We start from the raw sequence: 21967 nt of genomic DNA on the forward strand, positions 1-21967 counted from the left end.
TATGGAACATCAATCTTTTGATTACATTGTTGTAGGTGCCGGTTCATCTGGCTGCGTATTAGCCAATAGATTATCGAAAGATCCTCAAAACTCAGTATGCCTAGTTGAGGCTGGACCTAAGGATCGCTCGCCCTGGATTCATTTACCAATTGGCTATGCAAAAACCATGTGGGATCCAAAGCTCAATTGGAAATTTCAAACTGAGCCAGATCCTGGAATGAATCAGCGCCAAATTTATTGGCCCAGAGGTAAAACTCTGGGAGGCTCAAGCTCTATTAACGGCTTAATTTTTATTAGAGGCCAAAAAGAAGACTACAACACCTGGCGAGATCTTGGAAATCCCGGTTGGGGTTGGGACGATGTTCTGCCTTACTTCAAAAAGGCTGAGGGCAATGACCGACTAGGCGAGCCACTCCATTCTCAAACGGGCCCCCTCAAAGCCTCATCTATTCCAAAGAAGCATCCCTTAGTAGAGGTGTTTAAAAAAACTGCTAATTTACTAGGCGTTCCAAGTACAGATGACTTTAATAATCTCACTCAGGAAGGAGTGGGCTACTACCAACTCACAACTCATAAAGGTTTTCGCTGTAGTACTGCTGTAGCTTATCTCAAGCCAGCTAAGTCACGTGAAAACTTACATATTTTGACGAATAGTCAAGTCTGTAAAGTACTCTTTGAGAATAAAAAAGCTGTCGGGATTGAGATTATTCAACAGGGCGTTAAGAAAGTTATTCGCGCAAATAAAGAAGTTATTCTAAGTGCCGGCGCAATTCAAAGCCCTCAAATCCTTCAGCTCTCTGGTATCGGTCCCGCTAAACTTTTAAAAGAATTTAATATCCCCGTTATTCATGATCTTCCTGGGGTTGGAGAAAATCTTCAAGATCATCTGCAACATCGGTTGATCTATGAGTTAAATCAACCGATCTCAACCAATGATCAACTCTCATCTTGGTTTGGTCAATTAAAAATGGGCTTAGAGTGGCTGCTATTTCGGGGCGGACCGCTCTCCATCGGCATTAATCAAGGTGGCCTGTTTACCCGTGTCATGAAAGACTCTAAAACACCGGACATCCAATTTCATTTAGCGACACTATCAGCGGAGATGGCGGGTGGACAAGTTCACCCCTTCTCTGGCTTTACGATGTCAGTATGCCAATTAAGACCAGAGTCTCGAGGGCACGTACGTATTCAATCTAGTGATCCTTTGGTCCCTCCAAAAATGTTTGCTAACTACCTCAATACCCAATATGACCGAGAGACCAGCATTGCTGCTGTGAAGTTTGCCCGCAAGTTAGCTCAGACTGAACCACTTCGCTCCCTGATTGTGAGAGAAGTAAAACCCAATCAAGTGGAGTCTGATGAAGAAATTTTAGAATTTTGTCGCAATTATGGCGCCACAATCTTTCATCCAACAGGAACCTGCCAAATGGGTCCTGACAATAATCCATTAGCAGTGTTAGATGCATCGCTTCGAGTGCGTGGAGTTAAAGGTTTAAGGGTGGTTGATTGTTCCGCTATGCCAACCCTGCCCTCTGGTAATACTAACTGGCCTGCAGTCATGCTGGCCGAAAGAGCCGCTGATTTAATTTTAGGTCAAATCCAATCTTGAAAAATTGGCGATTGCCCTTTTTTCGATGGCTTCCTGAATATCGGACTCCAGGCACTATTCGTGCAGATGTCTTAGCAGGATTAACAGGCGCAATAGTCGTTATGCCACAAGGCATTGCATTTGCATTACTTGCTGGTATGCCACCCCAATATGGTCTTTATGCGGCAATGGTCCCATGTTTGATTGCGGCATTATTTGGTTCCAGCCGACTCATGGTGACTGGCCCCGCAAATGCGATCTCCCTAACGACGATGGCATTAATAGGCCCACTGGCGCAAGCTGAATCGAGTCAGTACGTCACCTATGTCTTAACTTTGAGTTTTTTGGTAGGAGCGCTACAGCTGATCTTGGGACTGAGCAAAGCGGGTAAATGGGTAGAAAAAGTACCTCATTCTGTCATTGTTGGTTTTACTGTTGGCGCAGCCATTCTCATTATCAATAGTCAGCTTGGCACCCTACTTGGAGTAGCGATTCCGAGAGGACAAAATGTGTTCGAAACAATGTTTGCTGTTGGCATTGGCCTGCAAAATCATCAATGGCAAATAAGTGCTCCAGCTTTGGTATTGTTCACCCTACTCGCTATTTGGATGTGGGGACCACTCAATCGATTCATACCCGCCATGCTCGCTGCAGTCGTTCTAGGTAGTATTGCGGCCGCCCTCATTGAGATCTACCTTCCGACTCTTGGGGCATTTAAGAGGGTACAGGATATACCTGGGGCATTTCCACCATTTTCTATTCCAGACTTAAGTCCGGAGACGCTGCAGAAACTCTTCAGTGCCGCACTGATCATGACGCTACTCGCCTCTACTGAAGCAATGGCAATAGCCCGTGCGATCTCTTTAAAAACCAAAGACCAATTTAATGCCAACCAAGAATTTATTGGCCAAGGATTAGCCAATGTATTTGGTTCTTTTTTCTCAGCCTATCCTGCCAGCGGCTCATTTAATCGCACAGGTGTCAACTTAGCCTCTGGGGCAAAGACACCGCTCTCTGCAATTTGCGCTGTGTTGTTTTTATTAATTTTATTGATATTTCTTGCGCCACTAGCCAAACACATACCCTATGTGGTGATTGCCACTTTGTTACTAGTAGTTGCTTGGAAGCTCATTGATTTAAAACAGATTCGTCACGAATTTAGTTTGGGGTATCGTGCATGGGTTCCAATGCTAGTAACGGGCATCCTTACTATTACGATCCCCTTAGAATGGGCGATTCTTACTGGAATATTTAGCTCAATTTTGATTGAGCGGACTACTAAGAAAAAGAGTTAGGCTTGATAAAGGTCTAGTAGCTTTAAGCGCTGTACTTTTCCAGAAGGTCCGCGTGGAAGGTCATCCATGAATAATATGATTTTAGGGCTTCTCAACTTACCTAGCTCTTGTAAGCAAAATGCACGCATAGCTTCTTCCGAGCAAACGGCGCCTTCCTTGAGAACAATACAGGCCATAATCTCTTGGCCATAATTACTATCTGGAATACCAACCGCTGCAGCATCTAATACTGCTGGATGCTTTAAGATCGCCTCATCGATTTCTCGAGGGGCTATATTCTCACCACCTTTAATAATTAACTCCTTCAGTCGACCCGTAATGAAGTAAAAGCCATCATCATCACGCATACCAAGATCGCCTGTTTTGAGCCACCCATCAGCATCAAAGGCTTTCGAAGTTTCAGCTTCAGCTTTGTAATACGCATTTAATACATTGCCACCGCGCAAACAAATCTCACCATTCGTATTATTACCAAGTAATCTACCATCGGGATCAATCACTTTAGCCTCTACTCCACAAGGAAGACCTGGGCTGCCATAGCGTCTAGTTTCATCATGGGGGTTGCAAAATACCATGGAGGCGGACTCGGTCATTCCCATACCTTCGATCAGAGTAATACCAAAAAGGGCTTCAAATTCACGATGGTGCTCGGGTGGCAATGGGGATGAAGCAGAACGACCAAAACGAATGAACCTCAAATCGTGCTGTGAAGGTATCCGACCTCCACTCTTCGCTGCATTAATCAAGTAGGCAATGATGGTAGGAACCATATTGATCCAGGTGCATTGATATTCAATTGCTAGGTCCCACCAAGCTGAGACTGAAAATGCGTGCGGCGCTACCACAGAGCCTCCAGAAACAAATGGAGTAATAGTAGAGATTGACTGTCCATTGATGTGATAAATAGGCAGTGAACTTAATACAGTATCTGCTTGAGTCAATGAGTGCCATGCTGCCATTGAACGTGCTGCATGTAATAAATTAGCATGGCTGAGTATCACCCCCTTTGGGGTTCCAGTAGTACCAGAGGTATACATCAACAATGCAGCTTGGGTAGTCTTTACTACAGGAAGCACACCTTCCTGGCAGCTCATAAATGGCCCCTCTACCGCATCAGGATCGAGCTCTATCAACAGAAATTTTCTTTTAGATTTTTCTAAGGCAGCAAATAGGCTTTTCTTTTTATCAGGCGAATAGAACAACACCTCAATATCGCTGTGATCTAAAACCCATGCTAATTGATCAGTTGGCGCTAATAAATTGAGTGGAGTAATTACGCGACCACAAGCCATAGTGGCGATAAAAACAGTGCTAGTTTGTCGGCCATTTTGCATATATAGGCCAACATGCCCAGTAGGACTAATCTTTTTTTGTTCCAGCCATGAGGAAAAATGACGCGCTTCTTTTGCTAACTGTCCGTAACTAAGAATTGCCTTTGTTTCAGGCGCAAATAAAAATGTTTTGCTACCTTGCACTTTTTCCCAGTGCAACAACACCTCACCTAAATGCATGCAGGAAGCACTCATTAATATAGCCTAAAAATCAAGCTTGGGGAAAACGAGTGAAATAGGTTTTCAGTAAATCCTCAACCTTAGGCACCTTTTCAGCAATCGGTCTAACCACTCTAGTGATATTGAGATAATGACGATAGTTCATATTGTCAGAGAAATTATTTTTACCCCACGTACCGCAGCCCATTGAAAGGGAAAATGGTAAGCCATTTTCAAAGCTTCCCCCAGTGGCAATAGCATGCGCTTGATTGACAATAATTCGAGCTACTGGTAGTTGCTGCGCTAAGGTGGCCGCACGAGTCTCCATCACCTCACCGGATTGAGCGGTATGGAGCCCAACGGAATGTCCTGCGCCTTGATAGGCATATACATTACAAATCAAATCCTGAGCCGCTTCAAAATTAGCTACCTTCCAAACTGTTAAAACCGGGCTGAGTTTTTCGCCAGAAAATGGTGCTGATGGGCCAAAGCCCGTTTCTTCAACCATAAAAAATTTGGCAGACTTTGCCTTGGGATTTTGCAACTGTGCGCGCTCAGCAATCATCGCCGCACTTTGGGCAGTTAATGTTGAAGTAAGTTTACCGTTACTAAACATCACATCATGAAGTCGCTTTTTATCTGCGGCATCTAACATCAGTCCGCCGGCAGACTCAAGAGCGCTAATAGCTTGCTCATATATCTGTGCGCAAATCACTACCCCATTTTCACTTGAGCAACTCGTTGCATTATCAAAAGTTTTGGATTGTAAGATCTTACTAGCTGCACTCGATAAATCTGCGTATTCATCAATGATGACCAACACATTACCAGCACCCACACCAAAGGCTGGGGTACCGCAAGTATAGGCTGCACGAATATTCGCTTGAGATCCAGTAGCAACCACTAAATCCGCTAAACGCATTAATTCATTCGTGGCATCTTTAGTGATGGGCGATGGCAATACCTGAACCAAATCACGGGGAGCATTCACTAGATCCAACTGCGCATGCACAAACTCTATTAAACGTGCGCAAGTAGACTGGCCCTTCGGAGAAGGTGCAACGACAACTGCATTGCGACACTTCAATGCATTCAGAATTTTATTAATCGGCGTAGCCCCTGGGTTGGTAGATGGCGTAATGGCAGCAACCACACCAACAGGACGACCGTATTCAGTCAATCCTGTTTTTAAATCCTCAGAAATCACCCCAACAGTTTTAGCATGACTTAAATCTCGGACCAACCCCAAAGTTTTCCGAAAATTTTTCTTAAATTTATCAGCCACATCACCCAACCCAGTGTCATGCACCGCAAGCTCAGCCAATTCCTGATTTCGCTGAGGCTCTAATATTGCCCATGCCACTGCCTCAATCACTAAATCAACTTGTGCTTGGTTGTATTGCTCATAAACTTTTTGAGCAATACGTCCACGTTCGATAATGCTTTCTACTACAGTCATCTTTACTATCCTAATAAATTAAAGCGCATAAACAGGGTGTACCGGATTCAAAAGATTACATTTGGATACCAGAATCTTTAGCAACTGCCTTCCACTTCACGATCTCCTTGCTAACAGCAGCTCCTAACTGCTCTGGCGAACTACCAACAGCAACAGCCCCTTGACCAAGTAATTTTTCTTTCACTGCAGGTTGCTCAAGAGTTTTGATAGTCGCCTTATATAGAGTATCTATGATGACTTTTGGAGTTTTAGCGGGTACGAACATTGCATACCAAGAATCTACTTCGAAGTCTTTGAACCCTAGCTCCGCCATTGTTGGGACATCAGGGAAAAGAGGTGAGCGCTTAACAGTGGATACCGCTAAAGCACGCAACTTTCCTGTTTTGACAAAGTTCGCTGCAGCTGGAATGGAGACCCACAATAAAGGAACCTGCCCACCCATAGTGTCTGTCACTGCTGGGCCGCCGCCTTTATACGGTATGTGAATCATTTGCACACCGCCGCCACTCGCCATCATTGCACCAGCAAAGTGTCCAGGGGAGCCGTTGCCTACTGATGCAAAAGCAATTTCTCCCGGCTTAGACTTAGCCAGGGCAATCACATCTTTTACAGATTGCGCAGGAAAATTAGGATTGGCAACCAAAATCTGCGGTAGAGATGCCACCAAAGATACAGGCAAGAAATCTTTCTCAGTATCAAATGCCAATTTGGGATAAATGGCAGGATTAATTGTGTGCGAAGAAAGTGTAAAAAGTACGGTGTAACCATCTGACGGTGATTGCGCAGCAATTGCAGTGCCAACTGACCCTCCAGCTCCACCGCGGTTATCAATAATAATTTGCTGGCCAAGAGCCTGACTTAAGGGCTCCTGCACAATACGAGCAATCACATCTGTCCCCCCACCAGGTGGATAAGGAACAATAAATTTAATAGGTTTTGTCGGCCAAGCCTGAGCGTTGACCGCCTGAGTAAAACTGAATGAAGACGCCAAAAGAACAATAGCGACTAATAGATTGCTTCTACGCATAATTAAATCTCCTATTTAAGTTTTGTAATAGATTTATATTAGTCCTTATTGATGATCCTCTTCAGGATAATTCATCTTACTAAACGGAACAAGTTGTTTCATATAGGTAAAAATACTTTCGTTTTTACTAGAATTAAGGGTTTTGTTCAATTAGAATGAACAAAACACCGCAATTCATGAGATATTAGAACTATGATTGAATTAGACCTTACTGACCAGCTTGATACCGCTAAAAGAGACAATTCCGGCGAAAACTCTTCAATGCTAAAGGGTGTCGTGATTTTGGAGGCACTGGTGGGCCTGAAGCAACCTGCTACATTGGCTCAACTGATGCAAATTACCGGCATGCCGAAAGCATCCCTGCATAGAACCTTAGCTATTTTTGAAGAGGCTGGCTTGGTAGCGAGAGAGCCGGGGGGGAGAACCTATGCTCCGGGAGAGCGTTTATCTAGCCTAGCTATGTCGACGCTAACTCACGATACAGTCTCTGCAATACGACATACTATTTTGCGCAAACTGGTTTCAGACCTTGGAGAAACCTGCAATCTTGCTGTACTCAGAAGAGGCGAACTCTTTTATCTAGACCGTGTTGAAGCCAATTGGGCCTTACGTCTTCACCTACCACCGGGTACTGTATTGCCACCTCACTGCAGCGCTAGTGGAAAACTGCTGTTGGCCTTTAAGTCATTAGAGGATCGCACTAGAATTCTAGAAAATTTACCTCTCGAACAATTTACTCACAGAACCATCACCGATCTCCATCTACTGGAATCAGAATTAGAGAGAATTGTTTCTACGGGGTATGCAGTTGATAACGAAGAGTATGTCTTGGGCGTTTCTTGTGTAGCGGTGCCAGTGAGAGATCTTTCGGGTGAGGTAGTTGCTGCTATTGCAGTTCATGCAGCAACTGCTAGATTACCTTTAAATCAAGCGATGGAGCACATCCCTAAGCTTAAAGCGGCAGCTGAGCGCATTTCTCAAACTTTGGCCTAATCCTTTAACTCACGATAACCCTCAAGGATAAAGTTCAACGTGGAATACCCGCTTTTAGAGAAGATGATCAATGATGCCAAAAGCGAACTGCCTCTTGGAGTTGTATATCCACTGAGTATCCCAGCGCTTGAGACAGTCTTTGAGCTTATTAAAAGACAACTATGTATTCCCATCTTAATTGGGCCAAAAGATCTCATTCACAAGCTCGCCGAAAGTAAAGATCTATCTTTAATTGGCATTGAAATTGTTGACACCCCCAATGACCCTATAGAGGCAACCAAAAAAGCAGTGCAAATGGTGAAAGAGGGCAAGCTGTTGGCCTTGATGAAGGGCTCCCTACATACTGAAGATCTCATGGGATCTATTGTGAGTCGGGATGGATTGCGCACTGCCAATAGAATCAGTCATCTATTTTTATTTGAACTGGCGCGGTACCATAAACTTATCGGTGTGAGTGACGCAGTGGTCAATATTGCCCCGAATGCCGCACTCAAACGAGAAATACTTTCTAATAGTTTGAATGCTCTCAATAAGCTTGGAATTCAAAATGCTAAGGTAGCTATTATTGCGGCGACAGAGGTGATTAATCCTGCTATGCAATCGACTACTGATGCAAAGGAAATTGTTGATGCCCATCAGATCAACCCTATTTTTCCTGACACAATTATTGAAGGGCCTTTTGGCTTTGACAACGCCATATCTCTAGAGTCAGCCAAAATAAAAGGTATCGATTCACAAGTGGCTGGAGATCCGGATTTGCTCTTAGTGCCAGATTTACAAGTGGGGAATATTCTTTATAAGTCCTTCATTTATATGGCCAGTGCTGAATGTGCTGGAGCTATTTTGGGCGCTCAAGTACCTATTATTCTTACCTCTAGATCTGATTCCGTCTTCTCTAGAGTAGCCTCTACTGCGATGGCTATTTTGCTCGCTAAACCTTCTAATCATTGAGTCAATTTATGTTCAAAATCTTTTCGAACGATCCAGTTCACGATCCCATTAATAAGCAGGCACCTGCAACTGAAATCAAAAAAACTACTTGTTATATGTGTGCATGCCGTTGTGGTATTCGTGCTCATCTACGAGATGGTGAATTGGTTTATATAGATGGCAATCCTGATCACCCCCTCAATAAAGGTGTGATTTGCGCTAAGGGCTCAGCTGGAATCATGAAGCAAAAATCGCCTGCTCGTATCACTCAACCACTTTTAAGAAAGGCTGGGAGTGATAGAGGTGCCGGAGAATTTGAACCCATCAGCTGGGATAAGGCATTCGAAATTTTAGCGGAACGTCTAGCAAAGATTCGTGCCACAGATCCTAAAAAGTTTGCGCTATTTACAGGTCGCGATCAAATGCAAGCGCTAACTGGTTTGTTTGCTAGACAATTTGGGACTCCTAACTATGCAGCTCATGGCGGATTTTGCTCCGTCAATATGGCGGCAGGCATGATTTACACCATCGGCGGCAGCTTCTGGGAATTTGGTGGGCCTGATCTCGATCAAGCTAAATTATTCGTCATGATTGGTACTGCTGAAGATCACCACAGTAATCCAATGAAGATTGCCTTATCAAAATTCAAAAGAGATGGTGGGCGCTTTATATCGATCAATCCGATTAGGACTGGTTACTCTGCGATTGCAGATGAGTGGATTCCGATTAAGCCGGGTACTGACGGCGCTCTCTTCATGGCATTAATGCATGAACTTATCCGCCTTGAAAAATATGATGCGCCCTTCTTAAAGCGTTACAGCAACTCATCCCAACTGGTTTGTATGGATTCAGGTCCAGAAGAAGGTTTGTTTTTGTATGATCCAGATTCAGATCCGATTAATACGGATTTGCCACACAATAAATACATTTGGGACGAACAGTCGCAAAGTGCTAAAGCATGTTTTGCCTCAGGGACTAAGCCCGCATTATTGGGTGAATACATCATGGGCCCCGGTCCACATCAAGGTAAAAAGGTGGTTCCTGCATTTGAGTTGCTCAGAAGACAAGTTCTTGAAACAACGCCTGAATGGGCTGCTGCTATTACGAGTATTTCAGCGGAAAGAATTCGTAAGCTTGCACTAGAGATGGCTGATACCGCCTTTGGCCAAGAGTTTTCTTTGCCTATTTCATGGACGGACTCATGGGGCGAGAAGCACGACTCTGTGATCGGCCGGCCAGTAGCATTTCATGCGATGCGTGGATTATCAGCACACTCTAATGGCTTTCAAACGACCCGCGGATTGGCAGTCTTAATGTCTTTGCTCGGTACCATTGATCGTCCTGGAGGCTTTCGCCACAAGGCGCCTTATCCAAGACAAGTACCGCCCAACGCCAAGCCACCCTCTTGCGAAAATGATATTAAGCCCAATACGCCTTTGGCAAAGCCACCATTAGGTTGGCCTACCCAACCAGAGGATCTCGCTTTAGATTCTCAAGGCACACCATTGCGAATTGATAAAGCTTACTCTTGGGAGCATCCATTAGCAGCCCATGGATTAATGCATAACGTCATCACCAATGCGGTCAAGGGAGACCCCTACTCTATCGATACACTCATGATTTTCATGGCAAATATGTCATGGAACTCCACCATGAATACTATGGAAGTACGAGATCATCTCAACTCCAAAAATGAAGATGGTGAATTTAAGATCCCATTTCTAGTCGTCTGTGATGCATTCCAATCTGAAATGGTGGACTTTGCAGACCTAGTTCTACCTGACACTACGTATCTTGAGCGCCATGATGTCATGAGTATGTTGGATCGGCCAATCTCAGAATTTGATGGCCCTGTCGACTCTGTGCGTATTCCCGTATTAGAGCCTCTAGGAGAATGTAAGCCATTCCAAGAAGTATTGATTGAGCTAGCCTCACGTTTAAAGTTTCCAGCATTTACAACGCCAGATGGAGACAGGAAGTTTAAAGACTATCCAGACTTCATTACTCGCTTTCAGACCGCCCCGGATTCAGGGGTAGGATTTCTAGGTGGATGGCGAGGCGAGAATGGGGATAAACCTCTAAAAGGTGAGCCCAATGCTAACCAGTGGAAAAAATATGAGGAAAATAATTGTGTTCATCAATACCACATGCCAAAAGAGCATCAGTACATGCGCAACTGGAATAAAGGATATCTCGACTTCTCAAAAGAAAATGCTCTGAGACAAAAGAATGATCCCATCATGATTGCGATCTATTCAGATATTCTGCAAAAATTTAGACTGGCATCAACCGGTAAGCGCCCCGGCGCGCAACCACCAGAGCATCTTAAAGCACGTATCTTTAAATATTTCGATCCATTGCCATTTTGGTATCCGCCTCTTGAAGATGAAGTAACAGATTTAAATAAATTTACCCTGAATGCAATCACGCAACGTCCCATGGCGATGTACCACTCTTGGGATTCTCAAAATGCATGGCTAAGACAAATCCACAGCCATAATTACTTGTACGTCAATACGCAAACTGCGCTTAATGCTGGTATTGCCGATGGCGCATGGATGTGGATTGAATCCCAATGGGGTAAGGTGAGATGTATGGCGAGACACTCCGAGGCAGTTGATCCAGGAACAGTGTGGACTTGGAATGCTATTGGTAAAGCTGAATCTGCATGGAGTCTTAGCAGTGATGCTGATGAATCCAAAAAAGGCTTCCTATTGAACCACCTCATCTCAGAGGAGCTATCTTTGGGCGGATTTAAAGTCAGTAATTCTGATCCCATTACAGGTCAAGCAGGCTGGTATGACGTGAGAGTCCGGTTGGCTCCTGCAGATGAAAATGAACCCTTGGAAACCTGGCCTCAAGTTAAGGCCTTTGAAGTTCCTGGAATGTCACTCAAAAAATCAGGGGAAACAAAGTGAGCTCTACTAAACAACTTGCCCTCGTTATTGATCTGAATGTTTGTGTTGGCTGTCATGCTTGCGTGACTTCCTGTAAAGAGTGGAACACTTCAGGATCCGCCGGACCACTGACCGATCTCAATGCCTATGGCGCAAGCCCTAGCGGCACCTTCTTTAATCGCGTTCAGACCTTTGAAGCCGGCACCTTTCCCAATACTCAAACCGTCCACTTTCCTAAATCATGCTTGCACTGTGAGGAGCCCCCTTGCGTGCCCGTCTGCCCTACTGGAGCAAGCTACAAACGCAAAGAAGATGGCATTGTCTTGGTTGACTACGATAAGTGTATTGGCTGCAGCTACTGCTCATGGGCCTGCCCTTATGGCGCTCGAGAGCTTGATCAAGAACGTCAAGTAATGACAAAATGCACTCTGTGTGTTGATCGAATCTATAGCGAAACTCTGCCTGAATCCGAAAGAAAGCCTGCCTGTGTCATGGCTTGCCCAACGAGTGCTCGTATTTTTGGCGATATCCATGATCCAGAATCGGATGCTAGTAAAGCTATTGCCGAGCGCTCAGGATACGCCTTGATGCCAGAATGGGAAACGCAACCTGCCAATCACTATTTACCCCGATCCATTATGGAAACGATTGAAGCGGCAAGGAGCGATAGTTAATGCGCCCACAATTCTCGATCATTTTTTTCACAACCCTCGCTGGCTTAGCTCAAGGCTTACTATTTTTTGCAGCCCTACTTAACTTATTCACCCCAGTTCTACCTACAGCATTTTTAACCCATCTTGCCTTACCGATGAGCCTAGGACTCCTTGCGTTGGGCTTAGTGGCATCGTTTTTTCACTTAGGTCACCCTGAACGTGCATGGCGTGCCGCCACGATGTGGAGAACCTCTTGGCTGTCTAGAGAGGTGATTGCGCTACCCGCACTAATAGCCATCACATGCTTAATTTATTTCTATGCCTTTATAAGTGAAGTACCTCAATGGCTTTGGCTCGCACTACTCATCATGACAATCATTCTTTGGGTATGTACTGCCAAAATTTATCAATGCATCCGTTTTATTCAAGAGTGGTCGCACCCTTCAACCCTCACTAACTTTACCCTTTTGGGCATGACTTCCGGCTTGATTCTTCTAGAACTGCTCCTACTTATTTGGAATAAACCGATTGAGGGCTTAGAGGATAGTGGTTTATCGATCGCTATATTTTGTCTCTTATTTGTATCTCTTAATCTGAAGCTATGGATCTGGCGTCGTAACAAAGGTCTGAAACCAATCTCTAATTTAGCCACAGCGACTGGGATTAAAGGTAACCCTATTCGACAAACCTCGATGGGATTGATGGGTGGCAGTTTTAATACTCGAGAATTTTTTCATCATCAAACAGATCGTGTTATCAGCAACATTCGTAAGATCATTCTTTTGTGTGCTTACGTACTACCTATGATCCTCATTGCAATTAGTATAAATACGATCAATATCGGTGTAATCGCTTTAGTACTATTTATTCATATAGCGGGCTTACTTGCTGAAAGATGGATGTTCTTTGCGGAGGCAAATCATCCCCAAAACTTGTACTACCAAAGGGTTTCTTAAGTAAAACTATTTAGCAATGGATGTGTTCGCGGAAAAACTGATTCATGGCAGAGTCCATGTATCTCCAAAGAGGCTGGTAGAGCCAGGCCCTAATACCAATCAAAAAGAGCAGATCTTATTAGCGGCAAATGCCGCCCCTGATCATGGCAGGATGGTTCCGTGGCGCTTTATTGAGATACAAGAAAGTAGTCGATCCGCTTTAGGTGAAGTCTTTTCCCAATGTTTATTTGATCGCGATACAAACGCTACCAGAGCTCAACTTCAAGAAGCAAGAGAAAAAGCTTTTCGTGGGCCATTATTGCTCTTGGCTATTGCCAATTACCAAGACCTCAATAGTGACATCAGCAAACAGGAGAAATTAATCTCTCTTGGTTGTGCTATCCAGAATATCCTTCTAAGTGCCTATGCTCTTGGATTTGGCTCTGGGTTGTCAAGCGGTAGAGCACTGCAAAGCGACAGAATTCGGATGCTTTTTCAACTCTCTAGCGAAGAAGAGCCCATCTGCTTTATTACGATTGGAACGGTGCTGAAAAATAAACTGGATCGTATTAGGCCAAGTCTTTCTGAGTATCACTCTATCTTCTAATCGATATTTTTACATCAGTAAAAAGCCCAGCTAGAAGCTGGGCTTTTTCATGCAACAAGATTAATTTATACGTAATCTTTATATTTATCCAAGAAGCGTACTGGCTTAGACAAGGCATCTCGACGGAATGGATCACCGAGTTCACGAGTACACATAATCTCGATTACACAAGTCTTGCCTTCTTTCATCTGCATCTCCACAGCCTTCTTTAGCGCGGGACCTACTTGATCTAGTTGATCTACCACTATACCCTCAGCGCCCATCGATTGAGCAATTGCTGCAAAGCTTGGGCTTTCTAACTCGCCAGCAACAAACCGACGGCCATAAAAATCAACCTGGTTCTTTTTCTCAGCACCCCATTGACGATTATGAAACACCACTGCAGTTACTGGAATGTCATGACGCACAGCAGTCAAAATTTCCACCATACTCATAGCCCATGCACCATCACCAGCATAAGCAATTGCTGGACGCTCTGGTGCTGCAGCCTTGGCACCAATCACTGTTGGCAATGCATAGCCACAGTTTCCAAAACTCATGGGGGCTAAAAAGCTTCTAGGCCTCTCAAAACGGAGGTAACTATTAGCAACAGAGTTAATGTTGCCAATGTCAGTGGATACCATGACATCCGCAGGCATTGCTTTTTCAAGCTCACGCAACACTTGGCGTGGATGTAAATAATTACCACCGGTAGGTGTCTTCTCTTTCTTTTGCTCTTCAATCATATCCAAGCTAAAAGAGTCTTTTTCGTGAGTCCACTCATCAAGCTCTTTTTCCCATGATGCTTTTTCTGCAGCAATGGTTTTAGCGCGCTCAGCTTTAGAGGCATCACATACCAAGGTTTTGCCTTGCAGACGCTTTGTAAGGGCAATCGCAGCTGCTTTGGCATCTCCACAAATACCTACTGAGATTTTCTTCACCAAGCCCAGCATTTTATTGTCTGCATCAATTTGAATAATCTTGGCATTTTTAGGCCAGTAGTCCATACCATGTTGAGGTAATGTTCCAAACGGTCCAAGACGAGAGCCCAAGGCGACTACGACATCAGCCTGAGCAATTAACTTCATGGCCGCTTTAGAGCCTTGATAGCCCAGTGGGCCGCACCATAAAGGATGGCTGGCTGGGAAAGAGTCATTATGTAAGTAGCTATTAACTACTGGCGCGCCCAAACGTTCTGCGAGAGCCTTGCACTCCTCAACCGCATCCCCCATCACCACTCCACCACCAGAAATAATCACTGGGAACTTTGCGTTAGCTAACAGTTCAGCTGCCTCATCCAAACTCTTTTCGCCACCATGACCGCGATCCAATCGATTTGGCTGTGGAATTTCTACTTCGATTTCACCATAAAAATAATCACGGGGAATATTTAATTGGGTTGGCCCCATCTCCGACATGGCCCGGTCAAAGCAACGCCCTGTAAATTCGGCCATTCGCTTTGGATTGTTCACGTGCCCCTGGTACTTCGTAAACTCCTCAAACATCGGTAATTGATTAGCTTCTTGAAAGCCTCCCAAACCCATACCCATGGTGCCTGTTTCTGGGGTAATCATCACCACTGGAGTGTGTGCCCAGTAAGCCGCCGCAATAGCTGTGACACAGTTACTAATACCAGGACCATTCTGGGCAATCACCACACCATGACGACCACTAACACGTGCATAGCCATCAGCCATGTGTGCACCACCTTGCTCATGCACTACTGGAATCAAACGAATTCCTGCGGGGGCAAATATGTCCATAGCATCCATAAAAGCCGAGCCCATAATGCCAAAAATATCAGTGACCTGATTTGCAGCCATGGTTTCCACAAAGGCTTCGGAAGGGGTCATTTTTTGTGGGCCAGTAGGTAAATTAGCGCCGGACTTAGACATAAAGCTCTCCTAGATATTCAATTAAACGGAACGTTTTGTTCTACAATAGTCATAATAATGGCTTAATTTTCATAAAGTCAAGCATATAAACCCCAATATGGAATATATTTCACAAGACAGTAAGACTTCTAAAGGGATGTAAAAATGGCTGAAAGCCCCTCATCAAGTGATTTATCCTGTTTTCAACCTGATCAAATGGTTACCCTGCATTCCGCTTTCCCAGAATGCAAGGGATTTGCCGATTTTTCGATTCCATCTTTTAGTAATGCATCAGACCTAGTTCCAGAATCAGACCCTGCCTATCAACTGAATCCTGAGGCTAGTTTATCTATCTTGGCTGGATTTGCCTATAACCGCAGAGTGATGTTGCAAGGGATGCATGGCACTGGAAAATCTACCCATATTGAACAAGTAGCGGCACGTCTCAATTGGCCTTGCTTAAGGATTAACCTCGATGGGCAAATTACCCGCATGGACCTCATCGGTAAAGACATGATTGCCATTGAAGATGGCAAACAAATCACCCGCTTTCAGGAAGGTTTAATTCCCTGGAGTCTGCAGCGCCCAATCGCACTGATCCTAGATGAATATGATGCTGGTCAGCCAGATGTCATGTTTGTAATTCAGCGCATGCTGGAACGTGAGGGACGACTTACTCTCCTCGATCAAAATAGAGTAATCAAACCCCATTCTGCCTTCCGAATATTTGCTACTAGCAATACCGTCGGTCTAGGTAATTGGAATGGTCTATACCAAGGTACCCAATTACTGAATCATGGACAAATGGATCGGTGGGATATCGTTGCTGCACTCGACTACCTAGAGCCAATTGAAGAACAAAAGATTTTGCTGGCAAAAGTTCCCGAGCTCTCTTCTGAACAATCAGGCCAAATGATTGCACTTGCCAATCTCACTAGAAAAGGATTTGAAGCAGGCGATCTATCCACACTCATGTCTACCAGAACCCTCATTACTTGGGGTGAAAATTGGCGCATTTTCAAAGATCTTCAGCTTGCATTTACCTTAGCATTTTTAAATAAATGTGAAACTGAAGAAAAAGCGTTGGTTGCAGAATACTTTCAACGCTGCTTCTCCAGTGAACTCTATTTAAAACAGTCGTCAACTTCATAAGCATTAGACGGGCCCTGTGCAAAGCCAAACTCACAACGATGTCGAGCAACAACAGCAATATGGCGCCATCATTAGATCCCTATCGGGGAATGTGACCGCCCAAATCAGGGACTGGCAGTTGTTTTACCGAGCCGAACCATATGGGAGCATAGCGCCTCACCTGCATTTAGATAGTTTAAAAACAGACTGGACTGAGCCAAGAGGAGTGCTTGATGGTATTGCTATGCGCTTACGATACTCTGACGTCAAGTTACATCAATCACTAAGCCCCGAGGGCATGGTGGAATCACTTGTATTTGAAGTATTAGAGCAAATCCGAGTGGAAAGTATTTGCCCGGATAGCTATAAGGGTAGTAAGCAAAATATGCAGACCCAATTTGTAGCTTGGATGCAGCAATTTATTGCAACTGGGGGAGTAGAAGGCAGTATTGGGCTCTTGTTAATCACCGTATTTTCAACAGTATGGATGAAGCTAAACAGCCATGAAATCCCACAACTCTTACAAGATATTGTGGAGGCTACTCGCGCCGGCATTGCAGATGGCATGGGAGGCTTGCTAGTTGAGCTTAAAAGACATCGAAATAAGCAATTAGCTTACGCAAAAATATCCAACGAGATAGTTAAGCTTGTTGCCCAGCTGATCGATGAAGAATATCGACATAATCCCAGTATTCGAACAAAACGAAAGCAGCACAGTAGCGCTTTTCTAAAAATTGAATGGGTGCCGCCGCAGAAAAGCAACCCTGCAATAAGTACGACATCTCCCGGTCAATCCCTCGTTGAAAAAAATCATTTCCTTAAGCAATCTCTCGGTAAATATCACGTCTTCAGCTCAGCTTACGATACCGAGATTGAAGCAAAGAAAAAGATCAGACCCGCACAGTTAGCTATTTATCAGGAAGAGTTGAACTGCGCAATAGCTGCCCAAACTATTCCCTGGGCAAAACTCACACGCCTATACCAACAAATTTTTTTTAGATCCGTTCCTAAAAAATGGCAAATCACTGAGTCTGAAGGATTGCTTGATCGACGTTATTTAATCCGTTCTGTCACGTCTCCATTACAACCCGCTCTTAATAAGCAACTTTCTAAAGATATTGAGATATGTGCAAAAGTTGCCATTCTCATCGATTGCTCCGGCTCCATGAAAGAGCAGCGCACCCAAATTGCTTGCAGCGTAGATGCCCTAGTAAGGATCCTAGAGCAGGCAGGCATTCAAACTGAAGTGCTTGGCTACAGTACTAATAGTTGGCAAGGTGGCAGACCCTTTAAAGAGTGGCGGAAAGGCGGGCAGGAAGCAAATCCTGGGCGCCTAAATGAACGAGCCCATTGGATCTTTAAAGATTTTAAGACCAACTGGCGAAGATCAAGGGCTGGTATTGCAGCGCTCTTAAGGCCTGAAATTTATGCTGAAAGTGTTGATGGGGAGGCACTGTTATGGGCAGCAGAACGTTTACAAAAGAGCGATGCCAATAAAAGCTCAAATAAAAAGCTTATTCTTTTTTCAGATGGCTGCCCCATGGATCGCGCTACGATTGAGGCTAATGGTGAAGAATTTCTGAAAAATCATTTACTACAAGCAGTGACCTGGTGTCAGCATCAGCCTCATCTAGAATTATGGGGGTGTGGCATCGGCGAAGAGCTACGAGCACATTTTAAAAATAGATTGAGTTGGGATTTAAGTAAAGACAATACAACCGAACGACTTATTCACTGGGCCAAAGAGTTTAAATCGAAAATTGTCTAGGTAAGTAGTTCATTAAAGTATTCATGATTTGTTGTATTTAGCGTAGAAATTCTCCACTCGAGTGGTTCATCTTGAATATTGATCGCCACTCTACGAATCTGCAGCACTGGAGACTCTGGCTTCAGCTTTAGCCATAAAGCATGCTGCTTGCCTGCTAAAGTAGCACGTACTCTTTCATGCGTTTTAACAACGGACTGCCCATAGCGCATTTGATATAGCTGGTAAATACTACCTTCCCGTTTTTCAAATGTACTCTGAGTAAGACCTTTAAATCTCTTCTTATCTAGCGTGATGTGATCAATCATTACGCACTCATCCACCAAGAATAAGCGGTTGACAACTCGCCAAACAGGAGCGCCTTCTTTCAAACCCAGCTTATGAGCCTCTTCATGACTAGCTAATGCGCCATCAAAAGACACTGTTTCAACACGTGGATAGATTTTTTTATCTACATCCCATCGAACCACATGAAAAAAATAATACAGTAAGCGTTTTGCATCATGTTCAGCAATATAGGTGCCTTTTCCCTGTCGCCTAACAACAATACCTTCGGAGACCAGCTCATCAAAAGCTTTACGCAAGGTACCAATAGATACATCCATCTCCTTGGCAAGATCTTTTTCTGATGGGAGAGGTTCTCCCATCAGAAATCGACCTCTGACTAAATCTTCGGTGATCTTACTTTTAACTTCTTGATAAGCTGCCAAAGATTTCATCGACTACCTATGCAGACTCATACAAACGGGTCATGACAAATTCGCGATGGCCCAAAATCTCAGCTGCAGTTAACTCACCATTTGCTGTTCTTAAGAGTGCGTCTATGAGCTTATCACCAGCGCTATCCAGAGTTTCCTCACGGCGCAAGATGCCGGATACATCGACATCAATGTGTTCGGACATAGTGCGGACTGTCTTTGAATTAGCGCATAGTTTAATTACCGGCAATATCGGATTACCAATGACATTACCCTGCCCAGTTGGGAAGAGGTGAGCAGCAAAACCAGAAGCTGCGCACAGGGTAACCATCTCAGCTGCAGCAGAGGATGAATCCATAAAATGTAAACCTGGAATCAATGGAGTTTCTGCCTTATCTAATACTCCGTCGACAATGCACTTTTTACCAATCTTTTGAATATTTCCGAGTGCCTTCTCTTCAATAGTTGTCAGGCCTCCAGCAATGTTTCCTTTGGTTGGCTGTGAGTCAGACAAATCACTGGTCTTATTCTTCTCAATAACATCTTGGTAGCGATCAAACATATGACGAAATTTAGCCTTAACTTCAGGGGTGCGGCAACGTGCCTCAACCAAATGCTCACCGCCAGTAAGCTCCGTAGTTTCACCAAACACTAAGGTAGCGCCAATTTCATATAACTTATCAAATGCATTTCCGACAGATGGATTAGATCCACAGCCAGATGTCGTATCGGATTCACCACACTTGGTAGAAACCCATAGCTCAGATAATGGAGCCGAAACTCGCTGTTGCTTGGAAGCGTGCTTCATCATGGCATAGGCCGCTTTGCTGGCACTGGCAATGGTTGAAGTATCACCATTACCGCTGATCCAGAATCCTTCGACAGGTTTACCAGATTTTTTAATCCCATCAACAACCTTGCCAGTCCATTGCGACTCAATACCAATAACCACGACACCTGCAACGTTAGGGTTGCAACCTGCACCAATTAACGTTCTAAAGTGGAGATCAAGGTCTGCGCCGAACTGCAGACGCCCATAGGGATGTGGGATTGCAATAGTCCCTTTAATATTATTTGCCACCGCTTCACATGCAGCATTGGATAGATCATCTAATGGCAAGATGATGACATGATTGCGAATGCCCATACGCCCATTCTCACGGCGGTAACCCATAAAACTAGCTTCTTTTAAATTAATCATTTTCTAACTTTCTGAATATCGTAATGAACACGTGTGTGGCTTACCAACGCTTAGTTTTGACATTTTGAACATGGGTATGCTCCCCTTTTTTAATTGGGGCAACTACCTTACCAATATCAACGCCATACTTAATGATGGTGTCGCCAGACTTAAGGTCTTGCAACGCGATCTTGTGTCCGATTGGAATATCACTTTCAGATCTGATGTTCACTGTGCTATCACCCTCCATGACCCAGCCCACCAAATCCGTACCAGCTTTAATACCCTCAACCACGATAACGCCAACAACGTCTCCTGGCTCATGCACGACAAAATGAATCATTTGCTTCTCCTTATTAATTTTTCAAAATAAATTACTTCCAAGATCTCGTAATACCATCTTGTATCTCCCCAACTACTTGCTCGGTTACCACAACGCCAGAGGCTAGAGCTTGACTGCGCTGCTTAAAACGTCTTTGACCTGGTAATCGGATGCCTTTATCAGCTGTCAGTACCTTTAAAAAGTCGTTAAATCTATCTTGATATTTCGCCCCACCAGAAAGCCCTGGGTCAATAGTTATTAATAACTGACCAATTCGAGGTCGATTGCCGCGGGCATCAAAAAAGGAATCTGCCTCATATGAAAAGCGGCTGCCCGATAAACCAACTACGAGCAACTCGATCATCAATGCAAGCAAGGCACCTTTATCACCACCCAAAGGAACCATCAACCCTTTCAATCCTTCCTGTGGATTAGTAGTAGGTTGACCATCTGCAGTGAGGGCCCACCCCTCAGGTATGGACTCCCCTTTCTTAGCGGCGACGAGTAGCTTACCGCGTGCTACTGCTGAGAGCGACATATCGATCACAAGAGGATCACCATTGGTATTAGGAAAAGCCGCAGCGATAGGATTAGTTCCAAAAATAGCCTTGCTTCCGCCAATCATTGGCATGGCAGCAGGGGTATTACCAAACAGCAGGGAGATATAGCCCGCACGGGCAGCAGCCTCAACAAAATGTCCAGCCACCCCAAAGTGATGGCTATTAGTCACAGCAACCAATCCTATTCCAGTCTTGGAGGCTAGGTTGACTGATAAATCAGTCGCAAAACGTAGGGCTGGAAAAGCTAGTCCATCACGAGCATCGACCAATGCACCAGAACTCTTGTAAGGGCGGACTTTAATTTTTGGTGCGAGCTCAATGCGGCCATTGATGGCATGACTGGCATATTGAGAAACACGAGCTAATCCATGAGACGCCAAACCATCTAATTCAGCCAGAGCTAAAAATTGAGCAGTCTCCAGGGCAGCTTTTTCACCAATACCTGCCGCCTCTAGACCTTTCGAGGCCAACTTAACCATGTCTTGATAAGAAAGATTCAAATGTAGCTCCCAAATCTATTTTGCAATGCAACAAAGTAGCTATGGTGGCAAACAACCCTATGCTTAGAATGCAGGGTTTCTATG

Annotated in this window: 18 protein-coding genes; 10 read left to right on the top strand and 8 right to left on the bottom strand. The window is 44.4% G+C overall.

Annotated elements, in window-relative coordinates; all coding sequences use genetic code 11:
- Position 1 precedes the first annotated feature (1 nt).
- Both DCO16_RS07800 and DCO16_RS07805 read left to right on the top strand, forming a co-directional pair.
- The gene (locus tag DCO16_RS07800; RefSeq protein WP_173943124.1) at positions 2-1609 is read left to right on the top strand and encodes a GMC family oxidoreductase; all 1608 of its coding nucleotides are present in this window, start codon (positions 2-4) and stop codon (positions 1607-1609) included.
- A gap of 11 nt (positions 1610-1620) precedes the next feature.
- Positions 1621-2883: a SulP family inorganic anion transporter gene (locus DCO16_RS07805; RefSeq protein WP_173943125.1), complete on the top strand. Its 1263-nt coding sequence runs from the start codon at positions 1621-1623 to the stop codon at positions 2881-2883.
- Here the strand turns inward: DCO16_RS07805 and DCO16_RS07810 are convergent.
- Genes DCO16_RS07810 through DCO16_RS07820 form a run of 3 tightly spaced genes read right to left on the bottom strand, consistent with a single transcriptional unit; the run spans position 2880 to position 6859 of the window.
- Positions 2880-4409, bottom strand: coding sequence for a class I adenylate-forming enzyme family protein (locus DCO16_RS07810; RefSeq protein ID WP_254598019.1), 1530 nt, complete (start codon positions 4407-4409; stop codon positions 2880-2882). The genes DCO16_RS07805 and DCO16_RS07810 overlap by 4 nt on opposite strands.
- A 16-nt stretch (positions 4410-4425) precedes the next feature.
- A complete protein-coding gene (gene sauS, locus DCO16_RS07815; RefSeq protein ID WP_173943126.1) occupies positions 4426-5832 on the bottom strand; it encodes an acylating sulfoacetaldehyde dehydrogenase in 1407 nt (468 codons plus the stop codon).
- A gap of 55 nt (positions 5833-5887) precedes the next feature.
- Entirely contained in the window at positions 5888-6859 is a 972-nt protein-coding gene (locus tag DCO16_RS07820; protein ID WP_173943127.1) for a Bug family tripartite tricarboxylate transporter substrate binding protein, read from the bottom strand.
- A 192-nt stretch (positions 6860-7051) separates the two neighbouring features.
- On the opposite strand from DCO16_RS07820, the gene DCO16_RS07825 reads away from it, so the two are divergent.
- The 6 genes from DCO16_RS07825 to DCO16_RS07850 are packed head-to-tail and all read left to right on the top strand — an operon-like array spanning position 7052 to position 13874.
- A complete protein-coding gene (locus DCO16_RS07825) occupies positions 7052-7852 on the top strand; it encodes an IclR family transcriptional regulator (protein WP_254598020.1) in 801 nt (266 codons plus the stop codon).
- A 39-nt stretch (positions 7853-7891) separates the two neighbouring features.
- Positions 7892-8803: a bifunctional enoyl-CoA hydratase/phosphate acetyltransferase gene (locus DCO16_RS07830; RefSeq protein ID WP_254598021.1), complete on the top strand. Its 912-nt coding sequence runs from the start codon at positions 7892-7894 to the stop codon at positions 8801-8803.
- 8 nt (positions 8804-8811) lie between these two features.
- On the top strand, positions 8812-11700 hold the full coding sequence (locus DCO16_RS07835) for a molybdopterin oxidoreductase family protein (RefSeq protein WP_173943128.1): 2889 nt from the start codon (positions 8812-8814) through the stop codon (positions 11698-11700).
- Positions 11697-12353 (top strand): 4Fe-4S dicluster domain-containing protein, encoded by a 657-nt coding sequence (locus tag DCO16_RS07840; protein ID WP_173943129.1) that lies wholly within the window; start codon positions 11697-11699, stop codon positions 12351-12353. The genes DCO16_RS07835 and DCO16_RS07840 overlap by 4 nt, the downstream gene beginning before the upstream one ends.
- Positions 12353-13288 (top strand): dimethyl sulfoxide reductase anchor subunit family protein, encoded by a 936-nt coding sequence (locus tag DCO16_RS07845; protein WP_173943130.1) that lies wholly within the window; start codon positions 12353-12355, stop codon positions 13286-13288. Before DCO16_RS07840 ends, DCO16_RS07845 begins: the two co-directional genes overlap by 1 nt.
- 16 nt (positions 13289-13304) lie before the next feature.
- Positions 13305-13874 (top strand): nitroreductase family protein, encoded by a 570-nt coding sequence (locus DCO16_RS07850; RefSeq protein ID WP_173943131.1) that lies wholly within the window; start codon positions 13305-13307, stop codon positions 13872-13874.
- A 65-nt stretch (positions 13875-13939) separates the two neighbouring features.
- Here DCO16_RS07850 and xsc read toward each other — a convergent pair whose 3' ends face one another.
- Complete coding sequence (xsc, locus tag DCO16_RS07855; protein ID WP_173943132.1) at positions 13940-15748, bottom strand: sulfoacetaldehyde acetyltransferase; 1809 nt, start codon at positions 15746-15748, stop codon at positions 13940-13942.
- 195 nt (positions 15749-15943) lie between these two features.
- Between xsc and DCO16_RS07860 the strand changes: the two genes are divergently transcribed.
- Together DCO16_RS07860 and DCO16_RS07865 are read left to right on the top strand one after the other, a co-directional pair.
- The gene (locus tag DCO16_RS07860) at positions 15944-16879 is read left to right on the top strand and encodes an AAA family ATPase (protein ID WP_254598129.1); all 936 of its coding nucleotides are present in this window, start codon (positions 15944-15946) and stop codon (positions 16877-16879) included.
- A 16-nt stretch (positions 16880-16895) separates the two neighbouring features.
- Entirely contained in the window at positions 16896-18626 is a 1731-nt protein-coding gene (locus tag DCO16_RS07865; RefSeq protein ID WP_173943134.1) for a cobaltochelatase CobT-related protein, read from the top strand.
- Here DCO16_RS07865 and DCO16_RS07870 read toward each other — a convergent pair.
- From DCO16_RS07870 to DCO16_RS07885, 4 genes are read right to left on the bottom strand one after another with little or no spacing between them, the layout of a single operon-like run.
- Positions 18623-19342, bottom strand: a complete 720-nt coding sequence (locus DCO16_RS07870) for a GntR family transcriptional regulator (RefSeq protein WP_173943135.1) — start codon at positions 19340-19342, stop codon at positions 18623-18625. The genes DCO16_RS07865 and DCO16_RS07870 overlap by 4 nt on opposite strands.
- A gap of 7 nt (positions 19343-19349) precedes the next feature.
- Positions 19350-20522, bottom strand: coding sequence for a UxaA family hydrolase (locus DCO16_RS07875; protein ID WP_173943136.1), 1173 nt, complete (start codon positions 20520-20522; stop codon positions 19350-19352).
- 40 nt (positions 20523-20562) lie between these two features.
- The gene (locus tag DCO16_RS07880) at positions 20563-20844 is read right to left on the bottom strand and encodes a UxaA family hydrolase (protein ID WP_173943137.1); all 282 of its coding nucleotides are present in this window, start codon (positions 20842-20844) and stop codon (positions 20563-20565) included.
- A gap of 31 nt (positions 20845-20875) precedes the next feature.
- Positions 20876-21883, bottom strand: coding sequence for an Ldh family oxidoreductase (locus DCO16_RS07885; RefSeq protein ID WP_173943138.1), 1008 nt, complete (start codon positions 21881-21883; stop codon positions 20876-20878).
- Positions 21884-21967: the final 84 nt, after the last annotated feature.

This window comes from Polynucleobacter antarcticus (assembly GCF_013307245.1).
GTDB lineage: Bacteria > Pseudomonadota > Gammaproteobacteria > Burkholderiales > Burkholderiaceae > Polynucleobacter > Polynucleobacter antarcticus.